Origin of the sequence: Sphingopyxis sp. A083 (assembly GCF_001468495.1) — a bacterium.
GTDB lineage: Bacteria > Pseudomonadota > Alphaproteobacteria > Sphingomonadales > Sphingomonadaceae > Sphingopyxis > Sphingopyxis terrae.
The window spans coordinates 769,884-782,624 of sequence record NZ_LNSK01000001.1; the positions used below are offsets into that span (position 1 = coordinate 769,884).

Annotated in this window: 13 protein-coding genes; 10 read left to right on the forward strand and 3 right to left on the reverse strand. The window is 64.9% G+C overall.

All coding sequences use genetic code 11. The features are described 5' to 3' along the window. Positions 1-21: 21 nt before the first annotated feature. The 7 genes from ATE59_RS03715 (at position 22) to pnp (ending at position 5,824) form a co-directional block, all read left to right on the forward strand. Complete coding sequence (locus tag ATE59_RS03715; RefSeq protein ID WP_003042700.1) at positions 22-636, forward strand: thymidine kinase; 615 nt, start codon at positions 22-24, stop codon at positions 634-636. Beyond that, positions 629-1,171 carry a GNAT family N-acetyltransferase gene (locus ATE59_RS03720; RefSeq protein ID WP_058811228.1) on the forward strand — a complete coding sequence of 181 codons (543 nt, stop codon included), beginning with the start codon at positions 629-631 and terminating at the stop codon, positions 1,169-1,171. The genes ATE59_RS03715 and ATE59_RS03720 overlap by 8 nt, the downstream gene beginning before the upstream one ends. 13 nt (positions 1,172-1,184) lie before the next feature. Further along, the gene (locus ATE59_RS03725; protein WP_156416698.1) at positions 1,185-1,448 is read left to right on the forward strand and encodes a hypothetical protein; all 264 of its coding nucleotides are present in this window, start codon (positions 1,185-1,187) and stop codon (positions 1,446-1,448) included. Positions 1,449-1,501: 53 nt separating this feature from the next. Beyond that, positions 1,502-1,933, forward strand: coding sequence for a DUF6491 family protein (locus ATE59_RS03730; protein WP_231737160.1), 432 nt, complete (start codon positions 1,502-1,504; stop codon positions 1,931-1,933). Between the two features lie 64 nt (positions 1,934-1,997). Next, complete coding sequence (truB, locus tag ATE59_RS03735) at positions 1,998-2,969, forward strand: tRNA pseudouridine(55) synthase TruB (protein ID WP_058811230.1); 972 nt, start codon at positions 1,998-2,000, stop codon at positions 2,967-2,969. A gap of 24 nt (positions 2,970-2,993) precedes the next feature. Next, positions 2,994-3,263, forward strand: a complete 270-nt coding sequence (gene rpsO / locus ATE59_RS03740; RefSeq protein ID WP_003042688.1) for a 30S ribosomal protein S15 — start codon at positions 2,994-2,996, stop codon at positions 3,261-3,263. 254 nt (positions 3,264-3,517) lie between these two features. After that, positions 3,518-5,824, forward strand: coding sequence for a polyribonucleotide nucleotidyltransferase (gene pnp / locus ATE59_RS03745; protein WP_058811231.1), 2,307 nt, complete (start codon positions 3,518-3,520; stop codon positions 5,822-5,824). Positions 5,825-5,998: 174 nt separating this feature from the next. Here the strand turns inward: pnp and lptG are convergent, their stop codons facing one another. Both lptG and lptF read right to left on the reverse strand, forming a co-directional pair. Further along, entirely contained in the window at positions 5,999-7,096 is a 1,098-nt protein-coding gene (lptG, locus tag ATE59_RS03750; RefSeq protein WP_058811232.1) for an LPS export ABC transporter permease LptG, read from the reverse strand. Between the two features lie 2 nt (positions 7,097-7,098). Continuing rightward, positions 7,099-8,307, reverse strand: coding sequence for an LPS export ABC transporter permease LptF (gene lptF, locus ATE59_RS03755; protein WP_082657278.1), 1,209 nt, complete (start codon positions 8,305-8,307; stop codon positions 7,099-7,101). Between the two features lie 122 nt (positions 8,308-8,429). Here lptF and ATE59_RS03760 point away from each other — a divergent pair, with 122 nt between their 5' ends. From ATE59_RS03760 to ATE59_RS03770, 3 genes are read left to right on the forward strand one after another with little or no spacing between them, the layout of a single operon-like run. Next, positions 8,430-8,903: a DUF2141 domain-containing protein gene (locus tag ATE59_RS03760; protein WP_058811233.1), complete on the forward strand. Its 474-nt coding sequence runs from the start codon at positions 8,430-8,432 to the stop codon at positions 8,901-8,903. Between the two features lie 7 nt (positions 8,904-8,910). After that, on the forward strand, positions 8,911-9,882 hold the full coding sequence (locus ATE59_RS03765) for a diacylglycerol/lipid kinase family protein (protein WP_003042677.1): 972 nt from the start codon (positions 8,911-8,913) through the stop codon (positions 9,880-9,882). An 8-nt stretch (positions 9,883-9,890) separates the two neighbouring features. Beyond that, complete coding sequence (locus ATE59_RS03770; protein ID WP_058811234.1) at positions 9,891-10,751, forward strand: hypothetical protein; 861 nt, start codon at positions 9,891-9,893, stop codon at positions 10,749-10,751. Here ATE59_RS03770 and ATE59_RS03775 read toward each other — a convergent pair. Then, entirely contained in the window at positions 10,748-12,691 is a 1,944-nt protein-coding gene (locus ATE59_RS03775; protein WP_231737161.1) for an ATP-binding protein, read from the reverse strand. The two genes, ATE59_RS03770 and ATE59_RS03775, sit on opposite strands and share 4 nt — an antisense overlap. Positions 12,692-12,741: the final 50 nt, after the last annotated feature.

The window sequence follows — 12,741 nt, forward strand, 5'->3', positions numbered from 1 at the left end:
CGAGGCGGTATCGCTCATGCCATGGCCAAGCTCTATTTCTATTATGCCAGCATGAACGCGGGCAAGTCGACAACGCTGCTGCAGGCGGATTTCAACTATCGCGAGCGCGGGATGGAGACGATGCTGTGGACCGCCGCGCTCGACGACCGCTACGGCGCGGGGCAGATCACCAGCCGCATCGGCCTGCTCGCCGAGGCGCATAAATTCGATCCCGAAAGCGATTTGTGGGCCGCGGTGAGCGACGAGCATCGGCGGCGCCCGCTGGCATGCGTGCTGATCGACGAGGCGCAGTTCCTTTCGAAAGATCAGGTGTTTGCGCTGGCGCGGCTCGCCGACGAGGCCGATATTCCGGTCCTCTGTTACGGGCTGCGCACCGATTTTGCGGCCGATCTCTTTCCCGGCTCGGCGGCGTTGCTCGGCATCGCCGACGCGCTGGTCGAACTGAAGGCGGTGTGCGAATGCGGGCGCAAGGCGACGATGAACCTGCGCGTCGATGCCGCCGGCCGTGCGGTGGTCGCGGGCGCGCAGACCGAGATCGGCGGCAACGACCGCTATGTCGCCATGTGCCGCCGCCATTTCATGGCCAAGCGCCGGGCTGCGGCAGAGGCTTTGCAGGAGGCGGTCGCCGATGCTTGACCGGCTTTATGTCGAACTGGCCGACGGCGACCTCCGGCTCGTCAAGCTGGCCGAGCCGCACCGCGAGGCGCTGCGCGCCGCCTGCGCCGCCGATGCCGACATCTGGCCGATCTATTCGTCGAGCTTCGATCCCGATCATTTCGACGCGAGCTTCGACACGCTGATCGGGCATGAAAGCCGGATGCCCTATGCGATCATCGACGGCGATCGGCTGGTCGGCATGACCGCTTATCTGCGTCCCGATGTGTCGGCGCAGACGGTGGAGATCGGCAACAGCTATATCGAACCCGCCGCGCGCGGCACGGGGTTCAATGGGCGTGTCAAGAAACTGATGATCGATCATGCGTTTGCAGTCGGCATCCGCCGGATCGAATTCCGCATCGATGAACGCAATGCACGCAGTCAGGCGGCGGTCGGGAAGCTCGGCGCGGTCAAGGAGGGCGTGCTACGCGCCGAACGCATCACCTGGACCGGCTATTTGCGGCATACTGGGTTATTTAGCCTTCTTGCGGACGATTGGGCTGCCCGGCCATAGTCCGGCGATGGGCGTGGCTTGGCTTTTTATGGGATTTGCATGGATCGTGTGCACGGCGGTGACGCTGCTGTTCACATTGATCATCGACCGGTTCGCGGCGCGGCGCTGGTGGGGGCGCACGCGGCGTGCGCTGTGGTTGGCACTGCTGGCCGGGCACGCACTCAACCTGCTCCTATTCTGGAACCCATTCACGTTCGCCCCGCGATCCTGGTTCCTATATGCCGGTACGGCTTTCATGGCGGGATTGCTGCTATGGCCGGTCGCGCGCCGTCGCTAGGATTGCGGCCTCAGTCAGCATGAGTTCAGCCAGTTCGCGCTAGATGAGTCGCCATGAAAACTCTTGCACTCTCCCTGGCCGCCGCCTTGCTCCCCCTTTCAGCAACTGTGGCGGCCGAAGGGGCACCGCAGGAATCGCGCGCGCTGGGCGTCGAAACCGGCATCAGCTTTCCCAGCAACGCGACGATCCGCACCTTTCAGGCCGATGGCGAGGATGGCGTGTGGATTCAGGACAGCCGCCGCGACTGGTATTATGCCACCTTCTTCGGTCCGTGCCGCGACATCGATTTTGCGCAGGCGATCGGCGTCGATACGCGCGGAACCTCGCGGCTCGACAAGTTCGCGTCGCTTCTGGTGCGCGGCGAGCGCTGTGCGATTTCGTCCTTCGTGACGTCGGCGCCGCCGCCGACCAAGGAAGAGCGCAAGGCAGCGCGCGAGGCGGAGAAAGCCGCCAAGGCCGCTGCGGACGCCGCCAAGTCGAATTGAGCCCAATCGAATCGATCCCGGTCGAATTGACAAGCATCGCCTGCGCGGCCTAGCCCGCGCGGCGATGAACGGATGGATCATAATGGACAAGCCCGTCGGGCTCGGCTCGACGCAGGCGGTCGCCGCGGTGAAGCGCGTGTGCCGCGAAGCCGGGCTGGGCAAGGTCAAGGTCGGCCATGGCGGGACGCTCGACCCGCTTGCCTCGGGCGTGCTGCCGATCGCGCTCGGCGAGGCGACGAAGCTGTGCGGGCGCATGCTCGACGCGAGCAAGGTCTATGATTTCACGATCGCGTTCGGGACCGAGACCGCCGGGCTCGACGCGGAGGGCGACGTCGTTGCGACCAGCGACGTGCGGCCGCGGCTTTCGGAAATTGCTGCGATTCTGCCGCGCTTTACCGGGCCGATCGAACAGGTGCCGCCCGCCTATTCGGCGATCAAGATCGACGGCGAGCGCGCCTATGACCGCGCGCGCGCCGGCGAAACGGTCGAGATGAAGGCGCGGGCGGTGACGATCCATGCCCTAGGCATCCGTCATCCCGGCGAAGGCCGGGATCTCGCCGTTGGCGGTTCTAACTCGGAACGGCGAGACCCCGGCCTTCGCCGGGGTGACGCGGAGGGGGCGGAGCGGCTCGATTCCATCACCCTCACGGCACATGTTTCGAAGGGCACCTATATCCGCAGCCTTGCGCGCGACATTGCGCGGGCGGTCGGCACCGTCGGGCATGTCACCATGTTGCGCCGGACGAAGGCGGGCCCCTTCGCGCTGGATCAGGCGATTTCGCTGGACAAATTGAACGCTTTCGGCCAAGGCGCCGCCCAATCAGAGATATTTCTGCCGCTGGAGGCAGGGCTGGTCGACATCCCGGCTCTGGACCTTTCCCCGGAAGCGGCAGGGGCGATCCGTCAGGGTCGTGTCTGGACCGGGGGAAGCACGCAGGACGGGCTCTATTGGGGACGCGACGCCGACGATCGGCCCGTGGCATTGATAGAGGCTTTGGCGGGAACGCTGAAGGTCGTGCGGGGCTTCAATCTGTAACAGGATGTTCGAAGGACGAAGCACATGTCGATTACCGCCGAACGCAAGGCCGAACTCATCAAGGAACATGCCCGCGAAAAGGGCGATACGGGTTCGCCCGAAGTGCAGGTCGCGATCCTGACCGATCGCATCAACACGCTGACCGGCCATTTCAAGTCGCACGCCAAGGACAATCACAGCCGCCGCGGGCTGCTGATGATGGTCAACAAGCGCCGCAGCCTCCTCGACTATCTCAAGAAGAAGGACGAGGGACGCTACACCGACCTGATCGCGAAGCTGGGTCTTCGCAAGTAACGCAATCGTTCGGCCCCCGGCTTCGGGGGCCGTTTACGTATTGCGTTATCCCCGCGCAGGCGGGGATCCAGGGCGGGCTTGCACCGAACTGGCAGAACTGGGTCCCCGCCTTCGCGGGGACACATGCTTAAAGGGCCGTTCCCGCATCCGGCGGGACCGCCATAGGGGCAGACAGACGCCCCGACCCGCCCGGGCCGGATTGCCCGGAACAGAGGCCCCGCCCGGCATAGGGCCCGGCGGGCGAAGGAAATTCCATGTTTGACGTGAAAAAAGTATCGATCGAGTGGGGCGGTGAAACGCTGACTCTCGAAACGGGCAAGGTTGCCCGTCAGGCCGACGGCGCCGTGATGGCGACACTGGGTGAAACGGTCGTCCTGTGCGCCGTAACCGCCGCCAAGTCGGTGAAGGAAGGGCAGGACTTCTTCCCCCTGACCGTCCACTATCAGGAAAAATATTCGGCCGCGGGGCGCATCCCCGGCGGCTTCTTCAAGCGCGAACGCGGCGCGACCGAAAAGGAAACGCTGGTCAGCCGTCTGATCGACCGTCCGATCCGCCCGCTGTTCCCCGAAGGCTTCTATAACGAGATCAACGCCATCGCTCAGGTGCTGAGCTATGACGGCCACAATGAACCCGACATCCTCGCGATGGTCGCGGCCTCGGCTGCGCTCACCATTTCGGGCGTGCCCTTCATGGGTCCGATCGGCGCTGCGCGCGTCGGCTATCTCGACGGCGAATATATCCTCAACCCGACCGACGAACAGGTTGCCGAAGGCGACCTCGACCTCGTCGTCGCGGCGACGCACGACGCGGTGATGATGGTCGAATCCGAAGCGAACGAGCTGTCGGAAGAGATCATGCTCGGCGCCGTGCTGTTCGCGCACGATGCGTGCCGCGAAGTCGTGAAGGCGATCATCAAGCTTGCCGAACAGGCTGCCAAGGAACCCTGGGAAATCGCGTCGTCGGACGACAATGCCGCGATCAAGGACAAGCTCAAGAAGCTGATCGGCAAGGACATAGCCGCCGCCTACAAGCTGACCGACAAGTCGGCCCGTTCGAACGCGCTCAACGAAGCGCGCGCGAAGGCGAAGGAACAGTTTGCAGCCGATGGCCTCAGCCCGCAGGAAGTCATGGCCGGCATCAAGCTGACCAAGAAGCTGGAAGCCGAAATCGTCCGCACGGCGATCCTGAAGGACGGCAAGCGCATCGACGGCCGCACGACGACGCAGATCCGTCCGATCGTCGCCGAAACGCACTTCCTGCCGCGCGCGCACGGTTCGGCGCTGTTCACCCGCGGTGAAACCCAGACGATCGCGACCTGCACGCTGGGCACCAAGGAAGCCGAACAGATGATCGACGGCCTCAACGGCCTGTCGTATCAGAACTTCATGCTGCACTATAACTTCCCGCCCTATTCGGTCGGCGAAGTCGGCCGCTTCGGCGCGCCGGGCCGCCGCGAAGTCGGCCACGGCAAGCTGGCGTGGCGTGCGCTGCACCCCGTGCTGCCGAAGAAGGAAGATTTTCCCTATACCATCCGTCTGACCAGCGACATCACCGAATCCAACGGTTCGTCGTCGATGGCGTCGGTGTGTGGCGGCAGCCTTGCGATGATGGATGCCGGCGTGCCGATCGCGCGCCCGGTGTCGGGCATCGCGATGGGCCTGATCCTCGAAGGCGAGGATTTCGCGATCCTGTCGGACATTCTGGGTGACGAAGATCACCTCGGCGACATGGACTTCAAGGTGGCGGGTACGTCCGAAGGCATCACCACGATGCAGATGGACATCAAGATTGCCGGCATCACGAAGGAAATCTTCGAAAAGGCACTGGCGCAGGCCAAGGAAGGCCGCGCGCACATCCTCGGCGAAATGAACAAGGCGCTCGGCGAAGTCCGTAGCGAATTGTCGGCGCATGCGCCGCGTATCGAAACGATCACAATCGACAAGTCGAAGATCCGTGACGTTATCGGCACCGGCGGCAAGGTCATTCGCGAAATCGTCGCGACGACAGGCGCCAAGGTGGACATCGACGACGAGGGCACGATCAAGATCGCTTCGTCGGACACCGCCCAGATCGAAGCCGCCAAGGCGTGGATCCTCGGCATCGTCGAGGAAGCCGAAGTCGGCAAAATCTATAACGGCAAGGTCGTGAACCTCGTCGATTTCGGTGCCTTCGTGAACTTCATGGGCGGCAAGGACGGCCTCGTCCACGTGTCGGAAATCAAGAACGAACGCGTCGAAAAGGTCGCCGACGTCCTGTCCGAAGGGCAGGAAGTCAAGGTCAAGGTCCTCGAGATCGATCCGCGCGGCAAGGTTCGCCTGTCGATGCGCGTCGTCGATCAGGAAACCGGCGAGGAACTGGAAGACACGCGTCCGGCGCGCGAACCCCGCGAACCGCGCGGTGACCGTGGTCCGCGCCGTGACGGCGGCGATCGCGGCGACCGTGGCCGTGGCGGCCGCGATCGCGGCCCCCGCCGCGACGGCGGCGACCGCGGCCCGCGCCGCGAGCGCAGCGAAGACGGTCCGGAAGATCAGGGCCATGTGCCCGACTTCCTGAAGGACTGATCCTTCGACCCTCGAACCAATGCGAAGGGGCCGCGAAAGCGGCCCCTTTTCTTTTGGGCGCTGTCGGCCTCCGGGTGGGGAGAGGGGCGTCGGCCTGCCCGTCGAAACATTCGGGCCGGGCCCGAAACAGGGCGGTGCTTGGGGGGCGGCGGCTATGCGCCCGGAGTCCGGACGCTATTCCTCGGTCCGGATCAGGATCATTTCGCCGATCAGCGCGAACAGGATGAAGGGCCCCCATGCGGCGAGGAAGGGGGAATAGGCGCCGAGGTCGCCCATCGCGAGCGCGAAATTGTCGGCGACGAAATAGGCGAAGCCCAGCGCCATGCCGATGATGGCGCGAACGAACAGCTTGCCCGATCGCGCCAGGCCGAATGCCGCGACGGCGCCGAGCAGCGGCATCAGGACCGCCGAGAGCGGCCCCGAGATCTTGTGCCACAACACGCCTTTCAGCGCATCGACGGGTCGCCCCGCTGCCTCGAGATCGCCGATTGCCGCCTTGAGTTCGGTGAAGGGCAGTTGATCGCCATCGACCTGCGCGAGCGTGAACTGGTCGGGACGCACGCCCGGCGCGGCGACGATGGTGCCGAGCGGCTGGACGATACCGGCGCGGCGCAGGAAGCGCTTGGCGTTGGTGAGTTCCCACCCACCCGCGACCGGCCGCGCGCTGTCGCCCGACAATATCGAGGACAATACGCCGCCCGACCGTTCATAGATGCGCACGCCGTGCAGCGTGATCGCCGTCCCGGTGCCGCTGACGGTCGCGGCATTGATCAGATTATTGCCGTCGCGAACCCAAATGTTCGATCGAATCCCGGTGTCTTTCGGAATTTGCGCATATTCGACCTTCTGCCAGGCGGCGAGCGCCGCGGTCGCGCGCGTCACGATCCTTTCGTTGAAGCCGAAGCTGATCGCGGCGACGAACAGTGCGGCGAGGAACAGCGGCGCCAGCACCTGATGCGCCGACATGCCCGACGCCTTCATCGCGATGACCTCGCTGTTCTGGTTGAGCGTGATCAGCGTCAAGATCGTCCCGAGCAGAACGGAGAAGGGCAGAAAGGTTTCGATGATCTGCGGCAGGCGCAGCCCGACATAGCGCCACACGTCGCTGTCGCTGTTGCCCGCGACCGACAGGATCTTGCCGCTCTCACCCAGCAGGTCGAGCGTCTGGAGTACCAGCACGAGCGCGAACAGGATCGCGAAGCTGCGCACCAGGAACAGCCGCCCGACATAGAGCGCCATGGTTCGCGACGGAAAGAAATGGAGCTGGTTCATCGTCAGATAGGCTGCTGCTTGCGCTGGAACAGGCGGATGAAGGCCCGGATTTTCTGTTCCGCCTTGGCCGCGACGCGCTCGAGCGCGCCGATCGGCTGGCCGCCGGGGACATGCGCCACCGTATAATACATCCACACCGCGAGCGCGCCGAACAGCAGCAGCGGAATCCAAAGCGCCAACAGCGGATCGACCGCCCCGCGCGCGCCCAGCGCCTCGGCATATTCGTTGATCTTGTGCTGGGTGACGAGCAGCACGATCGACAGGAAGACGCCCAGCGAGCTTGTCGATCGCTTGGGCGGAATCGCCAGCGCGATCGCCATCAGCGGGATGAAGAACATCGACACCACCTCGACGATGCGGAAGTGGAAATTCGCCCGCGATTCGAGCCGCGTCGCCAATGGCTCGGCCTGATCGTGACCGACTACCAGCAATTCGGGGATGGTGAGTTCGCGATCGGCGCCGCCGCGGGTGCGGAACGCCTCGATCTTGGGTAGCGGGATCGGCAGATCGTGGCTGTCGAAGGTCAATACCCGCGGCACCGCGAATTTCGGCGATTCATGGATCAGCACGCCGCGCGTCAGGCGCAGGATGATCGTGTCGGGATCGTCGGTGGCAAGAAACTGGCCCTCGGCGGCGGTTGCCGAAACGCTTTGCCCGTCCTTGTTCTCGCCGCGCACGAAGATGCCGCGCAGATTGCGCCCCTCGTTATAGCTCTGCTCGATACGCAGAGTCATCCGGCTGCCCAATTTGGTGAATTCGCCGACCTTGATCGACGCGCCGAGCGCGCCCGACCGCAATTCGAAGCGCAGCCCTTCATAGGCGTAGCGCGCATAGGGCTGGATAAAGCCGACGATCGCGAGGTTGAGCAGCGCCAGCGCGAAGGCAAAGGCATAGGGTACGCGCATCAGCCGTCCGAAGCTCATCCCCACGCCGCGCAGCACGTCGAGCTCGCTCGATGTCGCGAGGCGGCGGAAGGCGAGCAGGATGCCGAGCATCAGCCCGATCGGGATGCCAAGCGACAGATATTCGGGGATAAGATTGGCGAGCATCCGCCACACGACGCTCACCGGACCGCCTTCGGTCGCGACGAAATCGAACAGGCGCAGCATCTTTTCCAGCACCAGCAGCATGGCCGAAAGGACCAGCGTACCGAGCATGGGAAAGAAGATGAGCCGCGCGATGTAACGGTCGATGGCGGGCAGTCTATTCAATCTTTCGTCGCCCCATCACCATGATTTGGCCGCAAATGGTTCCGATATCCGGATTCAAGGGCAACAGGGACCCATGTCGGCTCGGTGCTGGCGTGGCTATAACCACTGGGAGCTAATGCGTCATGTCGAAATTTATGTCGGCGTCGCTCTGCGTGGCTCTGCTCGCCGTATCCGTGGCAGCGAACGCAGAGGGACAGGTTATCACCAACGACCTGTCGAAATGCCGGAGCGGTCCGTCCACCCTCGTCCACATCAACGGCGTGAAGGCCGGGACGGGCAAGATTCGTGTTCAAAGCTATCGTGCCACCGCGTCCGAATGGCTGGCCAAGGGGCGCTGGATCACCCGTGTCGAAGTGCCGGCACAGGCCGGGTCGATGACCGTTTGCGTGCCGCTGCCCGAAGCGGGCCACTACGGCATCGCGGTGCGCCACGACGTCAACGGGAATGGCAAGACCGATCTGACCTCGGACGGCGGCGGCATGTCGAACAACCCGAGCATCAACATCTTCAACCTCGGCAAGCCGAGCTACAAGAAGACGGGGTTCGATGTCGGCAACGCGCCGAAGACGATCTCGATCACCATGAAATATATGTAGGGGCCCGATGGCAAGCGTCGCCCTTCTTTCCAATCCGCGCTCAACGGGAAATCGTGCCCTGTTGCCGCGGGTTCGGGAATATTGCGCGGCGCACCCCGACATTTTTCATTACGAGGTCGAGGATGTCGACCAGATCGGTGAAGCGATCCGTACGATCGCCATGGTCAGCCCGCGCATCGTCGCGATCAACGGCGGTGACGGCACCGTTCAGGCCGCGCTGACCGAACTTTATTCGGGCGGCCATTTTGGCGGTTCGCCGCCGCCTGTCGCGGTGCTGCCGAACGGCAAGACCAACCTGATCGCGCTCGATCTCGGCGCCGAAGGCGATCCGATCAAGGCGCTCGAGCGCGTCGTCGAACTCGTGTCGAATGGCCGGCTCGAGGATCATGTCATCGAACGGCAGTTGATCGCGCTCGACAGCGGCGGCAATCGCCCCGTGCTCGGCATGTTCCTGGGCGGTGCCTATCTGGCCGACGTGATGCTCTATTGCCGCAACCGCATCTATCCGCTCGGCCTGCCGAACGGCCTGTCGCATGTGCTGGCGGCGATCCTTGGGCTTTTCGCGATCATCTTCGGCATTGGCGGCGGGCGCCTGCCGCCGAAGCCGGAGCCGCTGACCGTGTCGCTGATCCGCCAGGGCCAGCTCAAGGGCAAATTCTCGCTGCTCATCGTCACGACGCTGGAAAAGCTGCTGCTGAGTATCCGCACCAGCGATACGCACGGCGGCGACGGGCGGATGAAATTGCTCGCGGTCGATCGCAGCGTCGGCGCGCTGTTCCGCATGCTCGGGGCCACCTGGCGCGGGACCCTCGGCCAGCATCAGCTCGCCGGGGTCCATTTTGAACAGGGCGATGAGATCCGTATCGAGGGCGAACGCTCGAACGTTATCCTCGACGGCGAGATTTTCGAGGCAAAGCACGGCCGGCCGATCATCCTGACCTCGACCCAGCCGGTGCCCTTCCTGCGCCTCGCCGCCTGAGCGCTCGCATGTCGGCGCTTACCGATCTCGTCCGCGAAGAGCTTGCGATACACGTCGATCCGCGCGTCGCTGCGATGGCGTCGGCGATCGCTGCCCGCTGTCCGGGCAGCGCCCGCGCTGTGCTCTTCTACGGCAGCTGCCTGCGCGAGAGCGAACTCGACGGGCTGATGCTCGATTTCTATCTGATCGTTTCGGACTATGGCGATGCCTATCCGAAGCGCTGGCTCGCGGCCGCCAACCGCCTCATCCCGCCAAACGTCTTTCCGTTCGAGCATGAGGGGCTGATCGCCAAATATGCGGTGCTCAGCGAAGGTGATTTTCACCGGCTGAACGGCCCTGAAACGCGCAACGTATCGGTCTGGGCGCGCTTCGCCCAGCCGTCGCGGCTCGTCTGGGCCGTCGACGATACGGCGCGGGACCGCGCGGTGGCGGCGGTGGCACGCGCCGCGCCGACATTGCTTGCTGCGGCGGGAACGGTCGATGGCGAGGCGCCGCTCGATTGGTGGCGGCGCGCCTTTTCGTTGACCTATTCGGTCGAATTGCGCGCCGAACGCACCGGTCGGGCGCAGTCGGTCGTCGATGCGGACGCCGCGCGCTACGACCGCTTCAGCCTGCCGGCGATGGCGGCAATCCCGGCCGGTGCCGCCAGCGGCGGCTGGGCGCGGCGGCGGATCGAGGGCAAGCTGCTCAGTATCGTGCGGCTCGCCAAGGCCAGCCTGACCTACGCTGGCGGGATCGATTATCTCGCCTGGAAGATCAACCGCCATGCGGGCACCAAGATAGAGATCAAGCCGTGGCAGCGCCGCTGGCCGTTGGTCGCTGCGCTGACGCTGGTGCCACGTCTCGTGAAGAGCGGCGCAATCCGCTAGGAAGCGACGCGCTCCGGTGCGCGCGCATCGCCGCAGCGGCGGATCGCCTGTTCGAGCGCGTTCAGCGTAAAGGGCTTGCGCAGCACGTCATGGTCGCCAAAGCTTTCGAACTCGCTGGCATCGCCGGCATAGCCCGTGACGAACAGCACCGACAGATCGGGCCAGCGTTCCTTCAGTTCTGCGACCATTTCGGGGCCGGTCAGGCCGGGCATCAGCACGTCGCTGAGGATCAGGTCGAACCCGCCATGCGCTTCGACCAGCCCGGCGGCGGCGCGCGGATCGTCGCAAGCGATCGCTTGATGGCCAAGCTCGGTTACGGCGTCGACGGTGGCGGTCAGGACGCGCTCGTCGTCCTCGACCACCAGGATGCGCATCGCGTCCGTCGGCGGTTCGCTCACCACGGCATCGGAACCGCCCGCGGGCGCCGCCGCTTCGGCATGCGGCTTTGCGACGGGCAGCAGCATCGCAACGCGCGTGCCTTCGCCCTCGACCGAATGAATCTGCACCTCGCCGCCCGACTGGCGACAAAAGGCAAAGACCTGACTCATCCCCAGACCTGTGCCCTGACCCGCGGGTTTCGTGGTGTAGAAGGGGTCGAACACGCGCTTGAGCACCTCGGGCGACATGCCGCAGCCGGTATCGATCACCTCCACCGCCAGCGCGGCGGTGTCGTCCTCTTCGTCGCGCAGCGTCCGGATCGTCAGCGACCCGTGCCCGTCCATCGCGTCGCGCGCGTTGACGGCAAGGTTGAGCAGCGCATTTTCGAATTGCTGCTTGTCGACCCAGCAGGCGAGCCCTTCGGTCTGAAGGTCGAGCGTCAGCGCGATGCGGTCGCCGATCGTGCGCCCGATCAATTCCGAAAAGCCCGCGATGCAGGCGTCGATCGGCGTCATTTCGGGGCGCGCGGGTTCGGACCGTGCGAAGGCCAGCAGGCGGCGGGTCAGGTCGGCGGCGCGATTGGCCCCGTCCATCGCATTGCCGATGTGGCGCTGTGCCTTTTCGGGCGCTTCGCCGATCCACCGCTGCGCAAGTTCCAGCCCGCCGACGACGACAGCGAGCATATTGTTGAAATCATGCGCGATGCCGCCGGTCAACTGGCCGACCGCTTCCATCTTCTGCGCCTGGCGAAGCTGCTCCTCGGCGGCGGCGCGTTCGGCCATTTCGCTGCGCAGCGCGCTGTTCGCTTCGGCCAGCTCGGCGGTCCGCGCATTGACCGCCGCCTCGAGCGCCATGGCGCGGTCGCTTTCGATCAACTGTTCGCGCCGCGCCGCGCGCCGTTCGCTCTGTGCGCGGACGAGCGAGACGGTCGCCGCGATCGCGACCACCGCCGCCGCGGCGGCGAGCAGGGTGAACAGCAGGATCGCCTGGTTCAGGCTGGCACGGTCGGACGCGGCGAGCTGGTTCCGGTTGGCGAGGATCGCGCGTTCGTTGCCGATCAATTCGGTCAGCAGCCGGTCGATGCGCAGCAGCGCGGCATCGTGTCCGGCGGCGTTATATTTCGAGATCGCGGCAATGGTCTGGTTGTAATTGGCGCTGAGCGCCGCATCGCCGAGCTGCGTCCCGCGCCGGTCGAGTTCGGCGGTCAGTGTCTTGACCAGCGCCGCCTGTTCCGGATTGTCGCGGACGTTGCGGCGGAGCAGCGCGAGATATTGCTGCGACAGCCCCCACTGCTGCTGAAAGACGCGGCCGTCCTCCTTTTTCAGGCCGACCGCGAAGCGGCCGAGTGCCGCCTCGGCGCGCGCCAGCGCGGCATCAAGGCTGCGCGTCTGTGAAATCACTTCCAGGCTGTGCGCCTGCCAGCTCAGCGAGCGGTCATAATTGTCGTTGGCACGGCTCATCAGCATGATGAGTGCGCCGACGACGCCGGTCAGCACCGCGCCCAGCCCGACGGTTAGCCAGAAGCGCAGCCGTTCGCGACGGCCCTCATTGTCGTGATCCAAATCCCGCTCGAACACGCTGATCTTCTATCCAACAAGCGTTCCGGGGCAAA